Below are 24,559 nucleotides of genomic sequence, written 5' to 3' on the forward strand. Positions count from 1 at the left end.
AAGACGCATCATAATGGAATATTCCCAACGGATATTTGGAAGATGCCTCAGCCCGCGAGGGCGCGCCGTGCCGCACCGGCCTTGGATGCGCCCGCCTTCGCCCCGCCGAGCCTGGGCGGCACCAGCAGGGCGCTGGGATGGGCGGGCTGGAGCATCATGCCGGCCTCGTCGAGGGAGACGGGCAGTTTCGGGAAGACCTCCTGCATATGGGCGAGATCGGCCTTGAACGCCTGCCGGAAGCTGCGGATGCTGGCATTGTCGGCGCCGAACTGGCTGTGCAGGTTGGCCCAGGTCAGCCGCAGCGGGCGCTGCAGGACGCGCAGGCGGTAGCCGAGCCAGAACAGGAGATCGAGCTTGCGGGCCGATCCGGCGAAGGCGCGGGCCGCGCGGATATCCACCGGCAGGGCGTGCTGGATCAGGTTGTCGTAGAAATCCTGGTGGAACTGGACGGTCTTCGACCAGACCTGCCCCTCCCCCGATCCGTGCGAGAGCCAGAGGTCGAGCTGGCGGAAGGGCGGCACGTTGAGGGTGCTGGCCTTGTCGCTGCCGTCCCAGAGGCCGATCTGCAGGGTGCAGGCGGCGAGCCGGTTGAGCTGTTCCTTGAACTGCCGGATCGTGCCGCGCTCGCCGCCGGTGACGGAAAATCCCATCTCCTTCATGAAGCCCGACAGGCTGTCGGCCACCGTGATGGTGGGGCTGCGCTGGCGCACCGCCTCGGTGCAGAGATGCAGCAGGACGAGGCGGGCCTTGGGGCCGTAGGGCAGGCCCTGGAACTCCATCTCGCCATTGACCGGGTTCTTGAGGCGGCCGGCCAGCAGGCTGAGGGAGTTGCGGCCGTATTCCCGGAAGAACTCGCGAGCATCGCCCGGATCGCGATAAGGCAGGCCGCACAGGGCCAGCACGCTGTGGATGTGCTGCAGGTTCTCCGGCAGGGTCGGTTCGTTCTCGATGACCTCGCGCACCATGTCGCGCCGACGCCGGTCGCGGGGCATGGCGCCGCGCATGTCGGCGGCCTCGCGCAGGATCGAGGCCTCGGCGTCGCGGGCACGCTGCCGGTGGAGGATGTGCTCGACGATGCTTCCGAACAGGAAGCTGCCGCGGCCGGCCTCGACCTCCTCCAAGAGGTCGGGATCACGGATCTGGGCGAGCTTCTCCTCGATCCCCATGGCTGTCATCGATACCGGCGGCTCTCGTCACTGAACGTCCGCCATCGCACGATTCCGAGGCTAGGAGTCGCCGGGGCCGGATCTTATCCCGACAATCCACGGGCCCGGCCACGAAACCCGGCAACCGGGGGATGGGCCGCACCGGTTCGGCGATCCCGCCACCGGAAGAGACCGCCCCCTGGCCGTTCCGGCGCCTACGCAGAGTTCGATACGGGCCGGAATTCCGTTCTATCCCCATACTTCACCGGCAAACCCCGTTCTCCCCGCAGAATTCCATACGGATCGGCGCAGAATCCCATACGGATCGGGGCCGCGACAGCGCAGAATCCGATACGGAGCCACGCAGAATTCGATACGTCCCCGCGCAGAGTTCGATACGCAAAAGGGGCTCAACCCACGGGACGACCACGCGAATTCGCCGTCCCATATAACTTGCTGAACTGACTCTCTAAAAAGAGGTTACTGATATCTTTCCTAAGGGTCCGGAGGATCGTTCGTTTTGACGGACGGCACGGTTTTTTGATCGATATCTTGGAATTTCCAGAATTCCTCCTCTCCCGGTCCACAGGTTCGGCACAGACGAGGATGGACCGCGCACCTTGCGACAGCGGGTTGAGGAAACCCCGCCGCGTGGCCTAACCCTGGTCCGACACTCGCTTCCGCTTCTCCCCGATCCTCCGATTTCCCAAGCGTGGTGAACCCGTGACATCCGACTTGCCGATCGAGACCCTGCTGCGATTGATGGCGGTGCTGCGCGATCCCGAACGGGGCTGCGCCTGGGACCAGGTCCAGACCCTCGAAACCCTCGCGCCTTACACGCTGGAGGAAGCCTACGAGGTGGTGGACGCCATTGAGCGCGGTGATCTCGACGAACTGAAAGGCGAACTCGGCGATCTCCTGCTCCAGGTTGTGTTCCAGGCACGGGTCGCCGAGGAGGCCGGGAGCTTCGCTTTCGACGACGTGGTCCGGACGATCTGCACCAAACTGATCCGGCGGCATCCGCATGTGTTCGAGGCGGATGGGTCGCCGCTGGCGGACGGTCCCGAGCGCCTGAGCCTGGCGCAGCTCGACGCCAATTGGACCGCCTCGAAAGTGGCGGAGCGGTCGGAGAAGACGGGACCGTCCGAACACGCCGGGGGCGACCTCCTCGGCTCCGTCGCCAAGGCCCTGCCCGCCCTCACCCGGGCCGAGAAGATCAGCCGCAACGCGGCGCGGCACGGATTCGACTGGCCGGACGCGGCCTCGGTCGTCGCCAAGATCCGCGAAGAGGTGGACGAGGTCGCCGACGCGCTCGGGCGGGACGATCCGGATCACCTCGCCGAGGAGATCGGCGACCTGCTCTTCGCGGTGGTGAATCTCGCCCGGCATTCCGGAATAGACCCGGAATATTCCTTGAAAAAAGGGAATATCAAGTTCGAGCGGCGCTTCCACGCCATGGCGGCTTTGATCGCGGAGGATGGGGCAAGCCTGGACGAGGCCGATCTTCCCGCCATGGAGGCCGCCTGGCAGCGGGTGAAGCGTTCGGAAGCCTGATCGCCGGCTCGCTTCGGTCCGTTCGGCCGCCCGCGCTCTAGCGCCGCCCGAACGGCCAATCGACGATCCGCGTGGCGTGGAGCGCCCACCAGACCAGAACCGGCTGCAGGGCGAGGCGGGGGTCGTGATACCACCAGCTGTCGGGCAGGCCGGGAACGGAGATCCCCTCGACCGCGTGCTTGATGTTGGCCGGGAACACGCAGATCGCGTAGGCGGCCAGGGCGTAGCCTGCGGCGCGGCGGGTGCGCGCGACGAACAGGCCCGCCACGCAGGCGAGTTCGTAGAAGCCCGTCAGGATGACGACCTGCCTCGGCCAGGGCACCCAATCGGGCATGATCGGCAGGAAGCTGTCGGCGGCCGCGAGGTGGAGGAAGCCGATGCCGCCATAGAGCGCGGCGAGGCATAGCCGCGAGAGCAGGCGGTTGGGGGCCTCCGGCATGATGGTCTCCGGCCTCACGCCACTTCCGGTGCGACGCTGCATTCCTCGGCGATGAGACGGCGGAGCCCGTGGCTCAACGCGGCGACGGCTTCGTGCCCGCCGGGAAACGCCGTCGTCCCGATCGTCGTGACGGGGGACAGGCCGCGCAGGGAATTGGTCATGACCACCGCCTCGGCGGCCAGGACCTCATCGAGGGCGAGGGAGCGTTCCGTGGTCCCGATGCCGAGGGATCGCGCCAAGCCGAGAACCTGCGCCCGGACGATGCCGGGCAGCACGCCGTCCGACAGGGGCGGGGTGACGAGGCGCCCGTCCAGGATTGCGAAGAGGTTGCCGGTCCCGGCGCAGGCGAGGTGGCCTCCGGTGTTGAGGAACAGGGCCTCGTCGAAGCCCCGCGCCTTCGCCTCCCGGGCGGCGAGGATGGCGTCGAGATAGCCCAGCGTCTTGATCCTCGCGGCCGGCGAGGTCTCGTTGCGGCGGATCGTGCTCGGATGGAGGGAGACCGGCGCGAAGCCCGATCCCGCCTGGCGCGGCGTGGCGGCGATCCACCAGACCGGCCGGGCCGGCTCCGGCGGAGCGAGGCCGCGCGGGCCCGAGCCGCGGGTCACCGTGGTGCGGAGCGCGCCGTCGCCGATGGCGGCGGCGACGAGATGCATCGCCTCCCCCACCGCTTCCCGGTCGATGGAAAAGCCCAGATCCGCGGCCGAGGCGGCGAGCCGGGCGAGATGCGCCTCCCGGAAGGCGATGCGGCCGCCGAGGCAGAGGGCCGTGTCGAAGAGGCCGTCCCCGAGGGTCAGGCCCCGGTCGGCGAGGTCGAAACCGTGGCGGTTGCCCTCGTGGAGGGCGCCGTCAAACCACAGCATCGCGGGTCTCCCGCCACCGGCGCGCCAGGTCGAGGAAGTTGCCGAACACCGCGTGGCCGTTCTCGGTCAGCACCGATTCCGGGTGGAACTGCACGCCCATCGTCGGGTGGCGCCGGTGGGACAGGGCCATCACCTCGCCCTCCCCCGACACGGCGTCGATAACGAGGGATTCGTCCATGCCGGGCTGGGGCGTGACGATGAGGGAATGGTAGCGGCCCACCTGCATCGGGTCGGGCAGGCCCGCGAACAGGCCGGACCCGTCATGCCGGATCGCCGTCGCCTGGCCGTGGAGCGGCCTCGCCGCCCGCTCGACCCTTCCACCGAAGGCCGCGCCGATGGCCTGGTGGCCGAGGCAGACGCCGAGGATCGGGATCTCGCCGGACAGGGCCTCGATGGCGGGCAGGGTCACGCCGGCCTCGTTGGGGGTGCAGGGGCCGGGAGAGAGGATCAGCGCCTCGGGGGCGAGCGCGCGGATGCCGGCGACGTCGACGGCGTCGTTGCGCAGCACCTTCACCTCCTGGCCGAGCTCCTCCACGTAGCGCACCACGTTGAAGACGAAGGAATCGTAATTGTCGACGACGAGGATCATGACGCCTCGCCCCGGTTGCGATCCGGCTCGAAGGCGGCGAAGACCCGCGCCGCCTTGGTCAGGGTCTCCTCGTATTCGGCGGCCGGGTCGGAGAGGAGCGTCACCCCTCCCCCGGCCTGGAGCACGGCGCGGGCCTCGTCCATGAACACGGTGCGGATGGCGATGGAGGTGTCGAGCGACCCGTCGAAACCGATGGCGCCGATGGCCCCGCAATAGAGCTCGCGGGCATCGCCCTCGATCTCCGTGATGATGTCCATGGCGCGCAGTTTCGGCGCCCCGGTGATCGAGCCGCCGGGGAAGGTGGCGGCGATCAGATCGATGGCGTCGAGGCCCTGGCGCAGGGTCCCGGTCACCACCGAGACGAGGTGATGGACCGAGGCGTAGGATTCGAGCCCGCACAGGACCGGCACCTTGACGCTGTGCGGCTCGCAGATGCGCGAGAGGTCGTTGCGCAGGAGATCGACGATCATGATGTTCTCGGCCCGCTCCTTGACGTTGGCCTGGAGCGCCTCGCCCAGAGCCCGGTCCTCGGCGGGATCCTCCACCCGGCGCACGGTACCCTTGATCGGCCGGGTCTCCACCGCCCTGCCCTGCAGCTTCATGAAGCGCTCGGGGCTGCTCGACGCGATGGTGAGAGCACCGAAGGACAGATAGGCGCCGAAGGTCGCCGGGTTGGTCTCGCGCAGGCGGTGATAGAGCGAGAAGGGATCGTATCCCGCCGGCAGCGCCGCCTCGAAGCGCTGGGCGATGTTGGCCTGGTAGATGTCCCCGGCCCGGATGTAGTCGCGCACCCTCTCCACCGCCGCCTCGTAGGAGGCCCTGGTGAAGTTGGAGCCCCAGGCAAGCGGCGGCGTCTCCGTCCTCGTTCCGGTTCCGCCGGCCGCGAGCAACTCCGCGAAACGGTCGAGCCGCGCCCGTGCCCGGTCGGCGCGGGCGGATTCCGTGAGCTCCGGAAAGCCGGTGGCGATGAGCCGGCAGGTCCGGCTGTCATGGTCGATGGACAGGACCGTGTCGTAGAGGTTGAAGGCGATGTCGTCGGTGAGGCCGGCCCGGCGGGCCGGCGGCCTCACCCGCTCCAGGCTCGCGCCGAGATCGTAGGCGAAATAGCCGATGGCTCCGCCGGGAAAACCGGTTCCCTCGTCCCCCGCCAGCCGGTAGGGCGCGAGGCAGGCGCGCAGGGCCTCCAGGCCAGTTTCGCCGGATTGCCGCCCCTCGAGGGGCCGTCCGTCGAGCGTCGCGCGGCCGTTCGCGTAGCGGAACCGCCCGAACGGGTCGGCGGCCACGATCGAGACGCGCCCCAGGGTCTCGTGGCGCATGGCGCTGTCGAGGAAGGCCAGCCCCGGCAGGGACGAGAACGCCTCCGCCGCCGCGACGGGATCGATGAAGGGGATCTCGCGGGTCCACATGATGCTGTCGGACTTAAGAGCTTCGCGCGGGCGGGGACACGGGCCCCTCCTGCGGCATGGTTTCCTGATAACGCGCCACAGGTGACACGGGTCGCGGTTCGACGGAAGCCGCGCGGGCTGCATGGGCCGTGCAGGCTGTCGGCATGGTGCCCGGAACCGCCGCCCTCGCAACCGCGCGAGGATGGGCGTATAGGAAGGCTGCAACCCGGCACCCTCCGCCCCGAGAATCACGGCCGGTCGAGTTTTCCTCGGCCGCGACCGACGAGCGACCATGACCGTACCCGTCACCATTCCGACCCCGGCGAAAGCCGCGCCCAAGATCTCGTTCGTCTCTCTCGGCTGCCCCAAGGCGCTGGTGGATTCCGAGCGCATCCTCACGCATCTCCGGGCGGAAGGCTATGAGCTCGCGCGCCGGCATGACGGGGCGGATGTGGTCATCGTCAACACCTGCGGCTTCCTCGATTCGGCCAAGGCAGAATCGCTCTCGGCCATCGGCGAGGCCATGGCCGAGAACGGACGCGTCATCGTGACCGGCTGCATGGGCGCCCAGCCCGAGGAAATTCGCGAAAAGTATCCGAACCTCCTCGCGGTGACCGGGCCGCAGGCCTACGAATCGGTGGTGGCCGCCGTGCACGAGGCGGTGCCCCCGGCGCACGACCCGTTCCTCGATCTTGTGCCGCCGCAGGGGGTGAAGCTCACCCCACGCCATTACGCCTATCTGAAGATCTCCGAGGGCTGCAACAACCGCTGCACCTTCTGCATCATCCCGTCTTTACGCGGCGATCTCGTCAGCCGGCCGGCCGGCGACGTGCTGCGCGAGGCCGAGAAGCTGGTGAAGGCCGGCGTCAAGGAATTGCTGGTGGTCTCGCAGGACACTAGCGCCTACGGCGTCGATATCCGCTACGCCACGAGCCCCTGGCGCGACCGCGAGGTGCGGGCGAAGTTCTACGACCTCTCCGCCGAACTCGGCGAGCTCGGTGCCTGGGTGCGGATGCATTACGTCTATCCCTACCCGCACGTGGACGACGTCATCCCACTGATGGCCGAGGGCAAGATCCTGCCCTATCTCGACATGCCGCTGCAGCACGCCAGCCCATCCGTGCTCAAGCGCATGCGCCGGCCGGGCAACCAGGAGAAACAGCTCGAGCGGATCCGGCGCTGGCGCGAGATCTGCCCGGACCTCGCCATCCGCTCGACCTTCATCGTCGGCTTCCCCGGCGAGACCGAGGCCGAGTTCGAAGAGCTGCTGACCTGGATCCGCGAAGCCAAGCTCGAGCGCGTCGGCTGTTTCGAATACGAGCCCGTAGGCGGCGCGGTGGCCAACGGACTCGGCGATCTCGTCCCGCCGGAACTCAAGGCCGAGCGCAAGCGCCGCTTCATGGAGGCGCAGCAGGGTGTCTCGGTCCGCCTGCAGAAGGCGCGCGTGGGCAAGCGCCTGCCCGTCATCATCGACGAGGCCAATGGCGGCATCGCCAAGGGCCGCTCGAAATACGACGCGCCGGAGATCGACGGCAACGTCCACGTCACCTCGCGCCGGCCGTTGCGGGTCGGTGACATCGTCACCGTGAAGATCGAGCGGGCCGACGCCTACGACCTCTACGGCAGCGCGGTTTAGGACCGCGCACCGGCGTGTTCAGGTTCTATCCGCCCCCGATCGCCCCGATCGCCCCGATCGTGATCCGTTCGATCCCAGCCTCACGCATGGTTGCCCAAGCGCGTTCCACCGATCCGTCGATATCGATCCCCCGCACCGCATCTTCGATGACGGTGACGGCAAAGCCTGCCTTGCGGGCATCGAGCGCGCTCCAGAGCACGCAGTAATCGGTGGCGAGACCGGTGAGATAGAGGTGTTCGAACCCGCGCTCGCGCAGGTATCCGTCGAGCCCCGTTCGCGTATTCCGATCGGCCTCCAAGAAGGCCGAGTAGCTGTCGGTATGGGCATGATAGCCCTTGCGCATGACCAGTTCGGCCCAATCGACGTGAAGCTCGGACGAGAAACGGGCACCGGGCGAGCCCTCGACACAATGGTCGGGCCAGAGGACCTGAGGGCCGTAGGCGAGGTCCACGGTCTCGAAGGGGGACTTCCCCGCATGGCTGGAGGCGAAGGAGACATGGCCCGGCGGATGCCAGTCCTGGGTCAGGACCACGTGCGGGAACAGGGCGGCGAGGCGGTTGATCGGGGCGATCACCGCATGGCCGTCCGGCACCGCGAGGGCTCCGCCGGGCAGGAAGTCGTTCTGGACGTCGACCACGAGGAGAAGGTCGCGCTCGCCTGGGGGCATCATCCGCCTCCTCCTGTCGTCAGGTGATCACGGGATACCCGGATCACGGGGTCATGATCGTGGCGCCCGTGGTCTGGCGTCCGGCCAGATCCTTGTGCACCTGCACCGCGTCGGCGAGCTTCGCCCGGGCATGGACGGGGATCTTCACCGCCCCGCTCGCCACCACGCCGAACAGGTTTTCGGCCATGGAATCGAGGGTGGCCCGCGTCCCCGCATGGGTGAACAGCGTGGGCCTCGTGGCGAAGAGCGAGCCCTTCTGGGCGAGGAGGGCCAGATTGAAGTTCTCGATCGGGCCGGAGGCGGAGCCGAAGCTCACGAACATCCCCAGCGGGGCGATGCAGTCGAGGGAGGCCGGGTAGGTGTCCTTGCCGACGCCGTCATAGACGACGCGCACGCCCTTGCCGCCGGTGATCTCCTTCACCCGCGCGGCGAAATCCTCGTCGCGGTAGAGGATGACGTGGTCGCAGCCATTGGCCCGCGCCAGCTCCGCTTTCTCGGCCGAGCCCACCGTGCCGATGACGGTGGCGCCGATATGCTTGGCCCATTGGCAGGCGATGAGGCCGACGCCGCCGGCGGCGGCGTGGAACAGGATCGTGTCGCCCGGCTTCACCGGGCATGTCCGGTGCAGGAGATACTCGGCGGTGAGGCCCTTCAGCATCATGGCCGCGGCGGTGGCGTCGTCGACCCCGTCGGCGAGATGCACGGCGGCGCTGGCATTGATCACCACCTCCTCCGCATAGGTGCCCTCGGCCGAACCGTAGGCCACGCGCTCACCCACCCGGAACCCGGTGACGCCCTCGCCGATGGCGGCGACCACGCCCGCACCCTCCTTGCCGGGCGTGAAGGGGAGCTGCGCCGCCTTGTAGGCGCCCGAGCGGAAGTAGATGTCGATGAAGTTGACGCCGATGGCCGTCTGGCGGACGCGGATCTGGCCGGGGCCGGGCTCGCCGACCGCCACCTCCTCGTAGCGCATCACTTCGGGCTCGCCATACTCGTAGACCCGGATCGCCTTGGGCATCGTCGTCACTCCTCGTCTGACCGATGGACGCGACATAAGCTGCCTGCTGTCAGGGGCAAGCCCAGTGCTGCCGAGCCGAGCCCTGACGCCGGCGATCGAGGCGCCTTGCCCGAGGCGAGTGCGGGCGGCATGGCCGTTGCAGACCATCGCCCGGCTTCGCGTGAGACAGGCCGGTCGGTATCGTTCCCCGGCAGCTGCGCAGGAGGGTGCCGCGTTCCATGGAAGAGATCGTCTGGATCAGGCCCGCCGATTACGATCCCGCCGTCGTCGCGGGGCTCGTGTTCCAGCCGGAGCCAGGCCTTCCCGCCTTCGAGGTCATGGACCGCTGCCGGGTGGTGATGATGTTCAAGGCCGGGATCGCCTGGGAAATCAGGCCGTTCACGCAACTCACCTTGAAGATCGTCGAGGAGCCGGAAGGCTGAAGCTTTTCACGGGATCCGCGACAGTTCCAGGTCGCGGCGGATCGCCAGGAGGTCGAGGACGGCGATAACCAGCCAGGGACCTGCGATCCCGATGAAGAATGCCATGGTGAGCTCTCCTCTCCCGGCGATGATCCGGCACCGCCGCATCGGACGATAGGACAGGTCCCGGCAGTCGGCAAACGGGAGTTCGGGCTGTGGCATCGCCCTGATCCCGCGAGATGCCTCAGGGCCGTCCGGCGGCGTTCAGGATCAGCATCGCGATCGTGTCGGGCTGGGAGATCAGGGACAGGTGGCTCGCCGTCACCTCGATCGTCGTGGCGCCCATCCTCTTCGCCATGAAGCGTTCGAGATCGGGGTCGATCGTCCGATCCTCCGTCGAGACCGCGTAGAAGCTCGGCTTCGATCGCCAGGCCGCCTGGGTGGTCCTGCCCGCCAGCAGCGCCTTCGCGAAGGGCTGCTGCACCGCGTAGAGCACCTTCGCCTTCGCCTCGGGAAGGTCGCCGGCGAAATCACGCAGGAAGGCCGCCTCGCCGAGGCGCCCGTATTCTCCGTCGAAGACGATGCCGGCGCTGGCGGGGGGCGTCGGAAAGGTTCGTGCCAGGGCCGCGTAATCCTCGCCGGCATCCGGCGCGCGGGCCGCCACGTAGACGAGGGCGGATACGTTCGGATCGGTGCCGGCCTCGGAGACGATCATGCCGGCGAAGGAATGGCCGACGAGCACGGTCGGCCCGTCCTGCCGCGCCAGCACCCGCCGCACCGAAGCCACCGCCTCGTCGAGTGTGGTCAGCGGGTTCTGCACGGAGGTGACGGTCAGGCCCGCCATCTGCAATCGCCCGATGACCTCGGACCAGCACGACCCGTCGGCGAAGAGGCCGTGGACGAGGACGACGTTCCGCGCCGGCGGCGGGGCCGCCTTGCCTGGGTCCGCCTTGCCTGGGTCCGCCTTGGCTGATTCCGCCTTGGCCGGGTCCGCGCCAAGCGGGAATGCGGCACCGGCGGCCGCGAGTGTCAGGAAGGTTCGACGATCCATCGGAAGGCTCCCGTCGCATCGGATGTCGCGGCATTGGCCGCCCGCGCCCTGAGAAAGTCCAGGCCATCGGGAACCGCGATGCCTCTGACCGAGCCTCACACCAGCCCGGTCAAGTAATAGACCCCGATCACGAGAAACACCGCGCTGGTCTTGAGCACGGTGATCGCGAAGATGTCGGCATAGGCCTGCCGGTGTGTCAGCCCCGTCACCGAGAGCAGGGTGATGACGGCGCCGTTATGGGGCAGGGTGTCCATGCCGCCGCTCGCCATGGCGGCCACCCGATGCAGCACCTCCATGGGGATATGGGCCGCCTGCGCCGCCGCGATGAAGGTGGAGGACATGGCGGCGAGGGCGATGCTCAGCCCTCCGGAGGCCGAGCCGGTGATGCCGGCCAGCGCCGTCACCGTCACCGCCTCGTTGACCAGCGGGTCGGGGATGGCCGACAGGGCCTCGCGGATGACGATGAATCCCGGCAGGGCCGCGATGACCGCGCCGAACCCGTATTCGGAGGCCGTGTTCATGGCCGCCAGCAGCGAGCCGGCCACCGCCGCGCGGCTGCCCTCGGCGAAGCTCTTCGAGACCGGCTTCCAGGCGAAGACGAAGACCGTGAGGATGCCGGCCAGCAGCGCCAGCTCCACCGCCCAGATCGCGGTGACCGACGAGACCGTGGTGACGATGGGCTTGTCGAGCCCCGCCAGCATGGTCTCGGTCTTCGCCCCGTAGAGGCGCGGGATGAGCGCGGTGAAGGCGAGGTTCGAGAGGCCGACCACGACGAGCGGCAGCAGCGCCACCAGGGGATGCGCCAGGGCTTCGTCGGAGACGGGCGTCGGCTCGTTGGTGTGGCCGCTGCCGTAGCCCTCTCCTCTGGCCTTGGCCGAGGCGATGCGCCGGTCGAGATAGGCCACGCCGGCCACGAGGATGAAGGCGGCGCCGATCAGACCGAGCCAGGGGGCGGCCCAGGTGTTGGTGCCGAAGAAGGTGGTGGGGATGATGTTCTGGATCTGCGGCGTGCCGGGCAGCGCGTCCATCGTGTAGGAGAAAGCGCCGAGCGCGATGGTGCCGGGGATGAGGCGCTTGGGGATCTCGCTCAACCGGAAGGCTTCCGCCGCGAAGGGATAGACCGCGAACACCACGACGAAGAGCGAGACGCCGCCATAGGTGAGCAGGTTGCACACCAGCACGATGGAGAGCACGGCCCGGCGCGCACCCACGAGATCGATGACGGCGGTGACGATGGACCGTGAAAAACCCGACAGTTCGATGACCTTGCCGAACACCGCGCCGAGGAGGAAGACCGGCAGGTACAGCTTCACGAAGCCGACCATCTTCTCCATGAACAGGCCGGAGAAGACCGGCAGCACGGCGGACGGGTCGGTGAGCAGCACGGCAAGCAGCGCCGCCACCGGGGCGAACAGGATGACGCTGAAGCCGCGATAGGCGACGAGCATCAGGAATCCGAGCGCCAGCAGCGCGATGGCGAGGCTCATGACGACGCTCTCATGATGGGGCAACCTCCGGGCACTCTGCCCCTGTCGGGACGCTCAGCTGATGCTAAGGCAGGTTCGCATTGGCAATGCCAACGCTTCACCTCGCTCAGGCCTTTGAAGTGTCGCAGGTTTTGGGATGCAAAACCGGTGACCACTTTTGCTAAACCTGCTTAAAAGCCGCAGCGTGGCAATGCCACAGCGAGGTGACCCGAGACGGACGGCACCTATTTGAAACGGCAGCGGTCCGGTCGGTGCCGCTTCGACTGGTCTGGTGAGGGTACCCCTCGCCGAGGAGCGATGCATGGATTCGTCCCCTCCCCGTTTCGACGTGGCCGTCGTTGGCGCGGGTGCCGCTGGGCTCGGTCTCGCCCTGGCCTTGGCCCGAGAGGGCATCGCCACGGCCCTCGTCGGCCGCCACGCCCCCGTCGCCGATGGACGCACGGTCGCCCTCCTCGACGGGTCGGTGCGCTTCCTCGACGCGCTGGGGGCCTGGGCGGAGGTGGCGCCGCATGCAGCGCCGCTCGCCGAACTCCATATCGTCGATGACACGGGCAGCCTGTTCCGTCCGCCGCCGGCCCGGTTCGTGTCCACCGAGATCGGCCTTCCCGCCTTCGGCTGGAACGTGGAGAGCGCCCGCCTCGTGGAGACCCTGCGGGCGCAGGCCCGGTCGGCTCCCGGCCTGACCCTGTTCGAGAGCGACGCGGTGGGGCTGGAACGGGATGCCGACGAGGCCCGGATCGGTCTGGAAGAGGGCGGACCCGTCGTCGCTCGCCTCGTCGTCGGCGCGGACGGTGCCCGCTCGCGCATGCGGGAGCAGGCCGGCATCGCCACCAGGGAGTGGTCCTATCCGCAGGCCGCCATCACCACGCTGCTCGCCCACGAGCGCCCGCACCGGGACGTCTCCACCGAGTTCCATACCCGGCAGGGGCCGTTCACCCTGGTCCCCCTCCCCGGTGGGCATCGGTCCAGCCTCGTCTGGGTCACCGGCGCGGGACCGGCGCGCCGCCTCTCCGAACTGGAGGATGCCGACCTCGCGCGCGCCATCGAGAACCAGGCCCAGGCCATGCTCGGAGCCATGCGCATCGACGGGCCGCGCGGGCTCGTTCCCATGCGGGGCCTCTCCGTCGCCTCCCCGGTCGGGCCTCGCATCGCGCTCATCGGCGAGGCGGCCCACGCCTTCCCGCCCATCGGTGCGCAGGGGCTCAATCTCGGCTTGCGCGATGCGGCGGCGATGCGTGACAGCGTCCTGGCCGCGACCTCGGACGGACGCGATCCGGGCTCGCGCCAGGCCCTGTCCGGCTTCGCCCGGTCCCGGTCGCTGGATGCCCGCCTGCGCACGGCGGCGGTGGACACCCTCAACCGCAGCCTGCTCAGTTCTTTGATCCCCATCGACGCCCTGCGTGGCCTGGGACTCCTGGCCATGACGACGATCGGACCTCTGCGCCGCATCGTCATGCGCGAGGGGGTTCTGCCGCGCCTGGGCGCACCCTCGCTGATGCGGTGACGGTCAGCGCCGGGCGAGACTCGTGGGCGATTCCGCCGACCCGACACGGTCGCCCGTCGATCCGGTGGGGATCGAGGCGGCGGGGGTTCCGCGGCTGAAGGCGGTGCCGTCGCGCCCGAGGCTCTCGCCATGGGCGAACAGGGCCTTCATGTAATCCTGGTCGAAGGGTGCCGAGCTGGTGCGCGTGAACCGGTTGTCGATCTCGGCCACCTCGAGATCGAGGCCGTTGCGTTCGGCGAAACGCTCCGTGAGGGCGAGCGCCGCGCGGGTCTGCGCCTTGATCGCGGCGGACATCGCCCGGCCGAGCACGCTCAGGGTCGTGCGTGTGGCCATCTGGAAGTCCGGTGTCACCGTGTTGTTGACCACGAGGTAGACCGTTCTCGTGGGAAGCCTCACCTTGGCCTTGCCGAGGATCGCGGCTTCCGGCGCCAGGTAGAACGGCGCGGTGGTGCCGCCATCCGCATGCATCTCCTGGAAGCGCTTCCCGCCCGTACCGATCACGTCGAGCATCACCGGCGGGAACACGCCCGGCACCGCCGAGGAGGCGAGGATGATCGAGCGGAACAGGTCGAGCGCCTTCGGGCTGCCCTCGGAGGCGATGGCGCCCATGTCCCACAGGACCGGGCGCTCGCTGTCCACGGCGGTGGTCGCCACCAGCAGGCGCCGTCCCTTGGCGTGCTCGGCGGCGATGTCGGCGAGGAGCTTGCCCGTCACCATCCGGTCGATCCGGCGCTTGAGCGGCCAGGTATCGGTGAGCGCCTCATTGGTGCCGCCGAACTCGAACACGTCGGCGGCGGAGATCTCGGTATAGGCCCGCGCCAGCGTCGCATCGGCGCTGGAGCCGAGGAAGGCGAAGGGCGCGATCATCGCCCCCGTGCTCACCCCGGTGATGATTCCGAAATCGGGCCGGTCGCCGGCCTTCGACCAGCCGTTGAGAAGGCCGGCGGCGAAGGCCCCGTTCTCGCCGCCACCCGACAGGACAAGCCACGGATCGGCCGCCGCGCTCGCGCCGTCGATGAGGCTCTGGAATGCCTTGGTGTCGTCGGCCGCGATCCGTAGCTGGCCCTTCAGGCCGTCGGGCCGGGCCTCGGCGGCGTCACCGGCCGTGAACGGCACGCGCTCGGATGCTCTGGCGGGCGATGCCTTGGAGGAGTCCCTGGGAGAAGCGGTTCTCGCCGGAGCGCCCGCATGGGCCGGAGCGGCTTCGCCCGGCGCGGCGACGCTCAGCATCGTGACGAGGCCGGCAGCGTAGAGGAGACCGTGTCGGGTCGATGATCCGGACATGATAGAGTGTCCTTGATGAGTCTCGAAACGCCCGCCTCTGTTGCGAGAACCCGGCCTGTACCTGCCGGTTCCTACCCGCTGCACGGGCCCCTGCGTCGAACATGCGCCAGCGCACGTCGTTGGGAAAGTGGTCTTCGCCTCGAACCCGCCTTTACGTGGGGGGTAACCTTGACTAACCGCTTCGAGGCTAGAGCCTCACCCCGAAAAGTCCGACCCGAGTTTTCGGCAAAGATGATGCGACCTGAACATCCTATGGCATCGTCCTGAATACGATATCCAGAGCGATGACCCAGTCCGACGATCGATCGACACACGGAGCCCGAGACCCCATGAAATTGCCGCGCCGCTTCTTCCAGCCCCTCGCCACTGGCGCCCCGGCCCCGTTCCGTGACCTGCCGGTGAAGCTCGAGCGGATGATCCACTTCGTGCCGCCTCACAACGACAAGGTCCGCGCCCGTGTGCCGGACCTCGCCGCCACCGTGGACGTAGTGCTCGGCAACCTCGAGGACGCCGTGCCGGTCGACCAGAAGGAGGCGGCCCGCAAGGGCTTCGTCGCCATGGCGCAGGCGACCGATTTCGCCGCGTCCGGCACAGGCCTGTGGACCCGTATCAACGCCCTCAACAGCCCCTGGATTCTCGACGACCTGTTCGAGATCGTGTCCCAGGTCGGGGACAAGCTCGACGTGGTGATGGTGCCCAAGGTCGAGGGTCCGTGGGACATCCACTACATCGACCAGCTGCTGGCCCAGCTCGAAGCGAAGCACGGCGTCGGCAAGCCGATCCTCGTCCATGCCATCCTGGAGACGGCCGAGGGCGTCGCCAACGTGGACGCCATCGCCTCCGCCTCCCCGCGCATGCACGGTATGAGCCTCGGCCCCGCCGATCTCGCCGCCTCGCGCGGCATGAAGACCACCCGCGTCGGCGGCGGCCACCCGGATTACCGTGTCATCGCCGACCCGACGAGCGACGGCGCCGCTCGGGCCAGCGCCCAGCAGGACCTTTGGCACTACACCATCGCCAAGATGGTCGATGCCTGTATGGCCAACGGCCTCAAGGCCTTCTACGGCCCGTTCGGCGACTTCTCGGACGGGGATGCCTGCGAGGCCCAGTTCCGCAACGCCTTCCTCATGGGCTGCGCCGGCGCCTGGACCCTGCACCCGAACCAGGTCGCCATCGCCAAGCGCGTCTTCGCCCCCGATCCGGCGGAGGTCGCCTTCGCGGTGCGGATCGTCGAGGCGATGCCGGACGGCACCGGTGCGGTGATGCTCGACGGCAAGATGCAGGACGACGCCACGTGGAAGCAGGCCAAGGTCATCGTCGACCTCGCCCGGCTGGTGGCCGAGAAGGACCCGGAACTCGCCAAGACCTACGGCCTGAAGTGACCTCTGGCCCGAACTGAGATGGCCTCCCCTGGCTCCCCTTCTCCCCGCACGCGGGGAGAGGGCTTCATGCCCCCTCGTCGGGGCATGAAGCGAGGCGGCAGCCGACGGTGAGGGGGCGGCTCAGGCACAGCCTCGTTCGTTCGCCCCCCCTCACCGCCGCTTCCCGCAGCCACGGATCCCGAAGCGATCGGCCGGATGTCGTTCCGAGATCTGCGGCCTGAGATGGCTCCTTGCGATGCGGCGTGGCAACGCCGCCGATGACAACCTGTCCGACGCATCCTATTTTGGCGTCATGACCGATCTCTCTCCCACCGGAATCCAGACGCGCACCGCCAAGTTCGGCCTCGGCGCCGTGGTGCGCCACCGGATCTACCCGTTTCGCGGCGTCGTCTTCGACGTGGACCCGATCTTCGACAACACCGAGGAATGGTGGCTGGCGATCCCCGAGGAGGTCCGGCCGCGCAAGGACCAGCCGTTCTACCACCTCCTCGCCGAGAACGCGGAGAGCGAGTACGTGGCCTACGTCTCCGAACAGAACCTCGTTCCCGATACATCCGGCGAGGCCCTGCGCCATGCCGGGATTCCGGAGGTGTTCGAGCGGGATTCGGACGGCGCCTACCGTCTCCGGAGCGCGCACGCGAACTGAGTGCGGGACGGTCCCCCACTGCATGGGGCGCCGTCGTCGAATGTGCGCATGAAAAAGGCCGGGCGACGAGCCCGGCCTTTTTCATGTTCGGATCGAGGCCGGGGCTCGGTCTCAGGGCTTCGGAGCGGCACTTCCGGCAGCGGTACCGGCGGCGTTCTGCTTTTCCAGGTTCTTGCGCATGTCTTCGCTGCGCTTCTCGAGCTCGGCCTGGAGCTTCTTCTGCTGCTCTTCCAGCACCTTCGGGTCCACGGCCGGGCCGTCGAAGGCCTTGCCGAAGCCGGCCAGCGGCACGGCGAAGGTCACCTCGCGCTGGGCCTGGTTCTGGACGCTGATGTTGAGGGTGGTGCCCTTCTTCAGCGCGTTCACGAGGTCGTTACCGACATTGCCGGCTTCGGCGAAGCAGCCGTTGGGGAAGCACACGGCGAACTTGCCCGGGGTCGCCTGCTGGCCATCGACGGTGAAGCGGATGCCCGGGCCGAGGAGCAGGCCGAGCGGCAGCAGGTAGCGCACCACGCGCACGCTCTGCTGGGCGTTCTTCATGTCGTAGACCGCCACGGCGAGGACGGGCTGGCCCTGGTCGGAGACGAAGTCGCGGGTTGTGTAGCAGACGTCGGTGCTGGTGTTCTGGTCCTTGCCGCACACCTTGGTCCAGTCGGCCTGGGACGGCTCGGACTTCACGTTGACGATCTGCGGGCCGGCCGGCTGCTGGGCGGCCGGGGTCTGGGTGGCCGGAGCCGCCGGTGCCGGGGCGGCCGGAGCGGGCGCCTTGCCCTTCGGCGCCTGGGCGAAGGCCGGTGCCGCCAAGCCCGTATTGCCCATCATGCCGGCCAGGGCGAGAATCGCGGCGGCGCGCATCGGGCGCGCGGGACGGTTGGCAAAGAACATCAGCTCTGACCCCTTGGATATCGCGAATGACGAAGGAATGCTGCGGCTCTCGAGCCCAGCAAGGCGTTTCCTGAACTCGATGGTGCGGATCGAAACCCGCGGACGGTGTTCGGTCGAGCCCTCGCCGCCCTGGTCCGCGCGGTCAAGCCCTCGGCGCGCGCAAATTGCCCCTTCCCGGAGCTTGGATGGCCAACCTGGCCCGCCAAGGCGCCGGACGGGGCGCTCAACGCCTCGAACCCGCTCGAACGACCGGGCGGCCTGCTTCCCTGCGGAATGCGGCGAAGACATGACACCTGTCTCGTCCGGAGGAGCGCGATCGTCCCCGTTCGGCCTCCTCGACACGGATCGGTTTAAGCAAGGTTTAACCCTAATCGTCCATGACCGGAGGGCACGAGGAGTCGATGCGCGCGGGGAGTTGAGCGGAGGTGTCGGCGCAGCCAGCGATCATGTCCTTTCGTGACGCCCTCCCCGTCCCCGTACCGGCGGACAGCCCCGTCGCGCCGAGCCAGCGCTCGGAAACGGCCAGGCCCGGCCTGTGCACCTTGCTGGCGGCGACCGCCCATGCCGATCCCGGCCGGGTCGCCTTCGTGGATCCGAAGGACAAGGCAGGCTGGTCCGGGCGCGGCCCCATCACCTGGACCTATGGGGCCGCCGCCGAGATCGTCGCGCGCCTCGCCAACGGAATGCGACAATGGCGCCTGGCTCCGGCGAGCCGGGTCGGCCTCATCGCCGCCGCCGGGTCCGAGACCCTGCTGTCCTACCTCGCCATCGAGGCCGCGGGCCACATTCCCTGCCTCCTGCCCCAGGCATGGGACGAGGATGCCCTGGTCTCCGGCATCCAGGCCGCCGGCATCCAGGCCGTGCTCACCCAGTCCCGGGTCGCGGGAAAGCTTCCGGCCGAGTGCCTGCGCCAGGTGGCGGTACGCTATTTCGGCCTGCGCTACCTCGCGGCTTTCGGGCCGGACGTGCCCGACGGCGTCATCAGCCTCGACGGCATGGTCCTCGACGGACGCGGCGGCCCCTTCGCACCGGAGAGCGCCGGGCTCGTCACCTTCGCCGCCGCCGATCCCGCGCAGCCGGTCTATCGTCCCGCCGACGCGCTGATCGCCACCATCGCCGTCCATCTCGCCACGGCCCGGGTCGCCCCCCGCGAGCGCATCCTGACCCTCCTCGCTCCCGTCGACCTGAGGGGGCTCGTCACCGGTCTCGGTGCCGCCCTCGTGGCGGGGGCCGGCCTGGAAATGGTCGGGCCGTTCGATGCCGGCCGCTTCGCCGAAGCGCTGGGCCGGCCGGGCCCGACCCATCTCGTCGCGCCGGCCGCCCTCGAACGCAATTTGGCCGCGAGCCGCAGCCCGGACGGACTCGAATCCATCGTCCTGGCCCATCGGTTACCGACCCGCCTTCACGCCCGGCTGCTGGCGCCGGCCTCCGTCCATGCTCCGCGACGGGTGGTCGATGTCCTCGCCTTCGACGAGACGGCGCTCCTCACCGCCTCGCGAGCCGACGGGGATCTCGCCCACTTCCTTGCGGATGCTCACCCGCTGGCGCCGTTTCCGGCCCTGCTCGATATCGCGCGGGACGAGGACGGGCGATTCGCTTTCCGGGGTCGCGCCTCCGGGGCCAGCCCATTGCAGCGCGGAATTCCGCCGGGAAAAACCGCCGATCTCTGGAATGCCGTGCCCTTCGCGGCAAAAATATTTGCCGGCCGAGCAACCGAGATCGTCCGCTGCTGATCGTCCCGGCTTCGGGTTTTGCCCGAAATCCACCGCTTTCGAGGAATGGTGAGCGGCCATCGCAAAAGGCCAAGATTCAGTGTGCTTGGAAAATAAAATCTGCGTGTGAAAGCAGTTTCTTATAGTGATCGGCTGACGTCATGTGTGAAGGCTGGCAAGCGCGCGACGTTGCCGTCCGACCCCGGGACATCGGCCGGGTGGCCGCAGTAATTTCGCCCCACAGCCGGCGAACCATCCGGGTTGACGTGTGTTATCGCACAGGTCCCTTCCCAAGGGGCGATTGATGGGCTAACCCTGACAGTCATGAGTGCGCTGCAACAAGTGTTGGTCGTCGATGATGGTCACCGCGCCATCGATCACTCCCTCGCCGCCGAGCTTGCCGAGCTGGGTTATGCGAGCGTTACCGCATCCCTCGAGGCCGCCGACGACGTTCTCGCCGTCATCGCCCGCCCCGCGGCCATCCTCCTTCAGACCTCGTCCCGCCTCGACCCGGCCTATGCCATGCTCTCGGAGCGCCTGCGCGAGCAGATGCAGCAGGCGGGCATCCCCGTGATCGTCATCGACGGTGTGACGGGGCGTGGCGGCGGTTCCGCGATCGACCTGCAGAGCCGCATCGGGCCTTACGTCCTGAACCAGCCGGATCTCTGACACCGACGATGAACGGGTCGTCGTAGGCGACTGAGCGAGATCGAGAATTTACATGCGAGGCGGGCCGTTGGGCCCGCCTTTTTTCGTGGTCCGGTGCGATGCCGTTCAGGCCGCCTTCTTCTTCGTGGCGCGGGCGATCTTCGACAATTCGCGAAGGATCGAGGTCGTGATCTTGAGGCGCTCGGGAATGGAATCGAGCTCGCGGATGAACACGATGCTCATGTCCGGGCGGACCTTGGCGAAGGAGGCCTGACCGCCGACGAAGGCCACCAGTCCCTGCGGATTGGCGAACGACTTGTCGCGGAAATGCACGACGACGCCCTTCGGCCCGGCCTCGACCTTCTCCACGTTGGTGTCGCGGCACAGGATCTTGATCGTGACGATCTTGAGGAGCTGCTCCACCTCCGGCGGCAGCGGTCCGAACCGGTCGATGAGCTCGGCGCCGAAGCTCTCCATCTCGGCATCGTTCTCCAGGGTCGAGAGCCGGCGATAGAGGCCGAGGCGGACGGTGAGATCCTCCACGTAATCCTCCGGGATCGTGACCGGGGCGCCGAGCGCGATGGTGGGCGACCACGCCTCCTCCACCGGCTCCTCAATGCCGGCCTTGAGGGCCGTGACGGCATCCTCCAGCATCTGCTGGTAGAGCTCGTAGCCGACCTCCTTGATATGGCCGGACTGGGCATCGCCGAGGAGGTTGCCGGCGCCGCGAATGTCGAGATCGTGGGAGGCGAGCTGGAAGCCCGCCCCCAGGGTGTCGAGGGTCTGAAGCACCTGGAGGCGCTTCTCGGCCTGTACGGTGAGCTGCTTGTTGGCCGGGGTCGTGAACAGGGCGTAGGCGCGGGCCTTGGCGCGCCCGACGCGGCCGCGGAGCTGGTAGAGCTGGGCGAGGCCGAACATGTCGGCCCGGTGCACGATGAGCGTGTTGGCGGTGGGGATGTCGAGGCCGGATTCGACGATGGTGGTGGAGAGCAGCACGTCGAACTTGCCCTCGTAGAAGGCCGTCATCACGTCCTCGAGCTGGCCCGCCGCCATCTGGCCATGGGCCACCGCCACCTTGGTCTCGGGCATTTCGGTGTCGAGGAAGCGCTTCACCTCCGCCAGGTCCTCGATGCGCGGCACCACGTAGAAGGACTGGCCGCCGCGATAGCGCTCGCGCAGGAGAGCCTCGCGGATCATCAGCGCGTCGAACGGGATCACGAAGGTGCGCACGGCGAGGCGGTCCACCGGCGGCGTCGCGATGATCGAGAGTTCGCGCACCCCGGTCATGGCGAGCTGGAGCGTGCGCGGGATCGGGGTCGCCGAGAGGGTCAGCACATGGACATCGGCCTGGAGAGCCTTGAGGCGCTCCTTGTGGGCCACGCCGAAATGCTGCTCCTCGTCGACGATGATCAGGCCGAGATCCTTGAACGCCACGTTCTTGGCGAGCAGCGCATGGGTGCCGACCACGATGTCGACCGTCCCGGCGGCCAGCCCCGCGCGGTTCTGCTTCATCTCCGCGGCGGAGACGAAGCGCGACAGCTGCGCCACCTGCACCGGCAGCCCCTTGAATCGCTCCGCGAACGTACGAAAATGCTGGCGGGCCAGCAGGGTGGTGGGCACCACCACCGCCACCTGTTTGCCGCCCATGGCGCCCGCGAAGGCGGCGCGCAGGGCCACCTCGGTCTTGCCGAAGCCGACATCGCCGCAAACGAGGCGGTCCATCGGGCGGCCGGCATTGAGGTCGGAGAGGACGGCGTCGATGGCCGTGGCCTGGTCCTCGGTCTCCTCGAAGACGAAGCGGGCGGCGAACTCGCCGTAGAGCCCATCCGGGGCCTGGAGGCGGGGTGCCTGGCGCACGAAGCGCTCGGCCGCGATCTTGATGAGCTGGCCGGCCATCTCCAGGATGCGCTTCTTCATCTTGGCCTTGCGGGCCTGCCAGGCACTGCCGCCGAGACGATCGAGGGCGACCTCCGCATCCTCCGAGCCGTAGCGGGTCAGAAGCTCGATATTCTCCACCGGCAGCAGCAGCAGGCCGCCGGCATACTGGATCTCCAGGCAATCGTGCGGCGCGCCCGCCGCCGTCACCGTCTTGAGGCCGACGAACCGGCCGATGCCGTGATCGGCATGGACCACGAGATCGCCGGGCTGCAGCGCCTGAACCTCCAGGATGATGTCCTGTGGCCGTTTCGACTTGCGCTTCTGGCGCACCAGCCGGTCGCCGAGGATGTCGCCTTCCGAGATGACCGCGAGCTTGTCGACGATGAACCCGGAATCGAGCCCCCACACCGCCACCGCCATGTCGGTGCCGCGCTTCAGGGCGTTCACCGCCGTGAGGGTGTTGATGGAGACCGGCTTCTTCAGGCCGTGATCGGTGAGCACGCCGCACAGCCGGTCGCGCGAGCCGTCGGACCAGGATGCGAGGATCACATGATGACCGGATCCCTGGAGTTCCTTCACATGCGCGACGGCGGCGTCGAACACGCTGGCCGTCTCGTCCGCCCGCTCGGCGGCGAAGCTGCGGCCCGCCTTGCCCTCGCAATCGATGGTGAGGCGATCGGGGCTTTCCGGCACCGCGAAGGGCGAGAGCCGGGCGACGGAGGCGGCGGCGACCCGCTCCTTCCAGTCGTTCTGCGTCAGGTAGAGGGAGGACGGCCTGAGCGGCTTGTAGGGCGCGACGCCGGTGGAGGGCGTCTTCATCGCCTCGGCGCGGGCGTCGTAATAATCGCGGATCAGGGTGAGGCGCTCGGCGACCGCCTCTTCCGCCTGCGCGTCGAAGACCAGCGGCACGCCCGGCACGTAGTCGAACAGGGTGTCGAGATGGTCGTAGAACAGCGGCATCCAGTGCTCGAGTCCGGCATAGCGCCGTCCCTCGCTGATCGTTTCGTAGAGCCGGTCGTCGCGGGTCGCCGCGCCGAAGGTGGAGATGTAGCCCTGGCGGAAGCGCCGGATCGTCTCCGTGGTCAGTTGCACCTCGCTCATCGGAACGAGGTCGAGGGAGCGGAGCGAGCCCACCGTGCGCTGGGTCTCCGGGTCGAAGGCGCGGATCGATTCCAGGGTATCGCCGAAGAAGTCGAGGCGGATCGGGTTCGGCAGGCCCGGCGGCGACAGGTCGAGAATGCCGCCGCGCACGGCGTATTCGCCCGTCTCGCGCACCGTCCCCGTGCGCAGGAAGCCGTTGGCCTCGACCCAGGCGGTGACGGTGTCCATCGGCACCACGTTGCCGATCGCCGCCGAGAAGGTCTCCACCGCGATCTTCTCTCTGGGAGGCACCCTCTGGATCAGGGCGTTGACGGTGGTGCAGAGGATGCGCGGCTGTTCCTCCGAGGAACGCGAGCGCGAGAGCCGCGACAGCGCGGTCATCCGCTGGGCGGCGATGGCGGCGTTCGGAGAGACCCGGTCGTAGGGCTGGCAGTCCCAGGCCGGGATGCTCATCACCTCGATCTCGGGGGCGACGAATTTCAGCCCGGTCTGGAACGCGTTCGAGCGCCCGGAATCACGGGCCACATGCACCAGCACCGCCGGCCCCTCGAAACTCCGGGACAGGGCGCGGGCGAGATCGGCCACCACCACCGCGTCGAACCCTTCGGGCACGTTGGCGAGCGTCGGACTGTCGCCGCGCTTCAGCGCCTCTAGCGCACGGGCGAGCGCACCGGATTTCGGCAGGGCGAACCGCGCCGTCTGGGGCTTCGGAGCGGGGGCGGGCGCTTTGGGCTGGGGTTTGGCCATCGGGTCGGGGTTTTCGAACTCATGGAAAAGTGTGACGCGACGCGCCTCCCTCCCCCTGTGGGGAGGGACCGAGGGGGGACCCTCCAACTGCGGAGGCGAGCGGCGCTACCCCTACCTCCAACTCCTCCCCACAAGGGGGAGGAGAGCCCCGCATCGCCGAGACCGCTAATGAATCGGCGCGTCGTGCTTATGGAACGCCTGGAGGCGGCGGTATACCGGCGTGTCGTAATTCTGCGGCGTCTCGTCCTCGCCGGTGAGCCAGCGGAACAGGTCGCGGTCGGGCACTTCGATCAGGGCCTCGAAGGTGGTCAGCTCCTCATCGCTCAGCGTACCGATCTCCGCATCGGCGAAACGGCCCATGATCAGGTCCATCTCGCGCATGCCGCGATGCCAGGCGCGGAAGAGGGTGCGGCGGCGGCGCGGATCGAGATCCGCGCTGGTGCGGGTGGTTCCAGACATGGGGTCAGCCTGTGATGCTGTGATCCTGGGATCCCCGGATCGGTGGAGTGGTCGGATCGCGCGAGGTTCAGCGCAGGCCTT

21 protein-coding genes are annotated in these 24,559 nt (G+C 68.5%); 8 read left to right on the top strand and 13 right to left on the bottom strand.

Annotation, left to right across the window (positions count from 1 at the left end; all coding sequences use genetic code 11):
- Positions 1–47 precede the first annotated feature (47 nt).
- The gene (locus ASF34_RS21680) at positions 48–1,166 is read right to left on the bottom strand and encodes a replication protein RepA (RefSeq protein WP_056149677.1); all 1,119 of its coding nucleotides are present in this window, start codon (positions 1,164–1,166) and stop codon (positions 48–50) included.
- Between the two features lie 702 nt (positions 1,167–1,868).
- Here ASF34_RS21680 and mazG point away from each other — a divergent pair.
- Entirely contained in the window at positions 1,869–2,699 is an 831-nt protein-coding gene (mazG, locus tag ASF34_RS21685; RefSeq protein WP_200913348.1) for a nucleoside triphosphate pyrophosphohydrolase, read from the top strand.
- Between the two features lie 37 nt (positions 2,700–2,736).
- Here the strand turns inward: mazG and ASF34_RS21690 are convergent, their stop codons facing one another.
- From ASF34_RS21690 to pabB, 4 genes are read right to left on the bottom strand one after another with little or no spacing between them, the layout of a single operon-like run.
- The gene (locus ASF34_RS21690; protein ID WP_056164646.1) at positions 2,737–3,138 is read right to left on the bottom strand and encodes a DoxX family protein; all 402 of its coding nucleotides are present in this window, start codon (positions 3,136–3,138) and stop codon (positions 2,737–2,739) included.
- A gap of 14 nt (positions 3,139–3,152) precedes the next feature.
- Positions 3,153–3,998 (bottom strand): aminotransferase class IV, encoded by an 846-nt coding sequence (locus ASF34_RS21695; protein ID WP_056164517.1) that lies wholly within the window; start codon positions 3,996–3,998, stop codon positions 3,153–3,155.
- Entirely contained in the window at positions 3,985–4,587 is a 603-nt protein-coding gene (locus ASF34_RS21700) for an anthranilate synthase component II (RefSeq protein WP_056149681.1), read from the bottom strand. Before ASF34_RS21700 ends, ASF34_RS21695 begins: the two co-directional genes overlap by 14 nt.
- The gene (gene pabB / locus ASF34_RS21705; protein ID WP_056164529.1) at positions 4,584–5,993 is read right to left on the bottom strand and encodes an aminodeoxychorismate synthase component I; all 1,410 of its coding nucleotides are present in this window, start codon (positions 5,991–5,993) and stop codon (positions 4,584–4,586) included. The genes ASF34_RS21700 and pabB overlap by 4 nt, the downstream gene beginning before the upstream one ends.
- Positions 5,994–6,264: 271 nt before the next feature.
- Here pabB and rimO point away from each other — a divergent pair, with 271 nt between their 5' ends.
- Positions 6,265–7,608, top strand: a complete 1,344-nt coding sequence (gene rimO / locus ASF34_RS21710) for a 30S ribosomal protein S12 methylthiotransferase RimO (protein WP_056164532.1) — start codon at positions 6,265–6,267, stop codon at positions 7,606–7,608.
- Between the two features lie 25 nt (positions 7,609–7,633).
- Here the strand turns inward: rimO and pncA are convergent, their stop codons facing one another.
- Positions 7,634–8,278 (bottom strand): bifunctional nicotinamidase/pyrazinamidase, encoded by a 645-nt coding sequence (gene pncA, locus ASF34_RS21715; RefSeq protein WP_156465804.1) that lies wholly within the window; start codon positions 8,276–8,278, stop codon positions 7,634–7,636.
- Between the two features lie 40 nt (positions 8,279–8,318).
- Entirely contained in the window at positions 8,319–9,293 is a 975-nt protein-coding gene (locus tag ASF34_RS21720) for a quinone oxidoreductase family protein (protein ID WP_056164535.1), read from the bottom strand.
- A 218-nt stretch (positions 9,294–9,511) separates the two neighbouring features.
- On the opposite strand from ASF34_RS21720, the gene ASF34_RS21725 reads away from it, so the two are divergent.
- On the top strand, positions 9,512–9,715 hold the full coding sequence (locus tag ASF34_RS21725) for a hypothetical protein (RefSeq protein WP_018043697.1): 204 nt from the start codon (positions 9,512–9,514) through the stop codon (positions 9,713–9,715).
- 223 nt (positions 9,716–9,938) lie between these two features.
- Here the strand turns inward: ASF34_RS21725 and ASF34_RS21730 are convergent, their stop codons facing one another.
- Positions 9,939–10,745 (bottom strand): alpha/beta fold hydrolase, encoded by an 807-nt coding sequence (locus ASF34_RS21730; RefSeq protein WP_056164537.1) that lies wholly within the window; start codon positions 10,743–10,745, stop codon positions 9,939–9,941.
- 95 nt (positions 10,746–10,840) lie between these two features.
- Complete coding sequence (locus ASF34_RS21735) at positions 10,841–12,232, bottom strand: GntP family permease (RefSeq protein ID WP_056149689.1); 1,392 nt, start codon at positions 12,230–12,232, stop codon at positions 10,841–10,843.
- 301 nt (positions 12,233–12,533) lie between these two features.
- Here ASF34_RS21735 and ASF34_RS21740 point away from each other — a divergent pair, with 301 nt between their 5' ends.
- Entirely contained in the window at positions 12,534–13,736 is a 1,203-nt protein-coding gene (locus tag ASF34_RS21740; protein ID WP_056164540.1) for an FAD-dependent monooxygenase, read from the top strand.
- Positions 13,737–13,739: 3 nt separating this feature from the next.
- Here the strand turns inward: ASF34_RS21740 and ASF34_RS21745 are convergent, their stop codons facing one another.
- Positions 13,740–15,020, bottom strand: coding sequence for a patatin-like phospholipase family protein (locus ASF34_RS21745; protein ID WP_056164543.1), 1,281 nt, complete (start codon positions 15,018–15,020; stop codon positions 13,740–13,742).
- 329 nt (positions 15,021–15,349) lie between these two features.
- Between ASF34_RS21745 and ASF34_RS21750 the strand changes: the two genes are divergently transcribed.
- Both ASF34_RS21750 and hspQ read left to right on the top strand, forming a co-directional pair.
- Positions 15,350–16,402 (top strand): HpcH/HpaI aldolase/citrate lyase family protein, encoded by a 1,053-nt coding sequence (locus tag ASF34_RS21750; protein ID WP_018043703.1) that lies wholly within the window; start codon positions 15,350–15,352, stop codon positions 16,400–16,402.
- A 292-nt stretch (positions 16,403–16,694) separates the two neighbouring features.
- The gene (gene hspQ, locus ASF34_RS21755) at positions 16,695–17,048 is read left to right on the top strand and encodes a heat shock protein HspQ (protein ID WP_056164652.1); all 354 of its coding nucleotides are present in this window, start codon (positions 16,695–16,697) and stop codon (positions 17,046–17,048) included.
- A gap of 111 nt (positions 17,049–17,159) precedes the next feature.
- Here hspQ and ASF34_RS21760 read toward each other — a convergent pair whose 3' ends face one another.
- Positions 17,160–17,933 carry an invasion associated locus B family protein gene (locus ASF34_RS21760; RefSeq protein ID WP_018043705.1) on the bottom strand — a complete coding sequence of 258 codons (774 nt, stop codon included), beginning with the start codon at positions 17,931–17,933 and terminating at the stop codon, positions 17,160–17,162.
- Positions 17,934–18,379: 446 nt separating this feature from the next.
- On the opposite strand from ASF34_RS21760, the gene ASF34_RS21765 reads away from it, so the two are divergent.
- Together ASF34_RS21765 and ASF34_RS21770 are read left to right on the top strand one after the other, a co-directional pair.
- Complete coding sequence (locus tag ASF34_RS21765) at positions 18,380–19,666, top strand: AMP-binding protein (RefSeq protein WP_081612738.1); 1,287 nt, start codon at positions 18,380–18,382, stop codon at positions 19,664–19,666.
- 303 nt (positions 19,667–19,969) lie between these two features.
- Positions 19,970–20,314: a hypothetical protein gene (locus ASF34_RS21770; RefSeq protein WP_018043707.1), complete on the top strand. Its 345-nt coding sequence runs from the start codon at positions 19,970–19,972 to the stop codon at positions 20,312–20,314.
- A 105-nt stretch (positions 20,315–20,419) separates the two neighbouring features.
- Here ASF34_RS21770 and mfd read toward each other — a convergent pair whose 3' ends face one another.
- Positions 20,420–24,019 carry a transcription-repair coupling factor gene (mfd, locus tag ASF34_RS21775; RefSeq protein ID WP_056164550.1) on the bottom strand — a complete coding sequence of 1,200 codons (3,600 nt, stop codon included), beginning with the start codon at positions 24,017–24,019 and terminating at the stop codon, positions 20,420–20,422.
- A 165-nt stretch (positions 24,020–24,184) separates the two neighbouring features.
- Positions 24,185–24,478 carry an FAD assembly factor SdhE gene (locus ASF34_RS21780; protein ID WP_018043709.1) on the bottom strand — a complete coding sequence of 98 codons (294 nt, stop codon included), beginning with the start codon at positions 24,476–24,478 and terminating at the stop codon, positions 24,185–24,187.
- Positions 24,479–24,559: the final 81 nt, after the last annotated feature.

The organism is Methylobacterium sp. Leaf106, assembly GCF_001422895.1.
In the GTDB taxonomy this organism is placed as follows: Bacteria; Pseudomonadota; Alphaproteobacteria; order Rhizobiales; family Beijerinckiaceae; genus Methylobacterium; species Methylobacterium bullatum.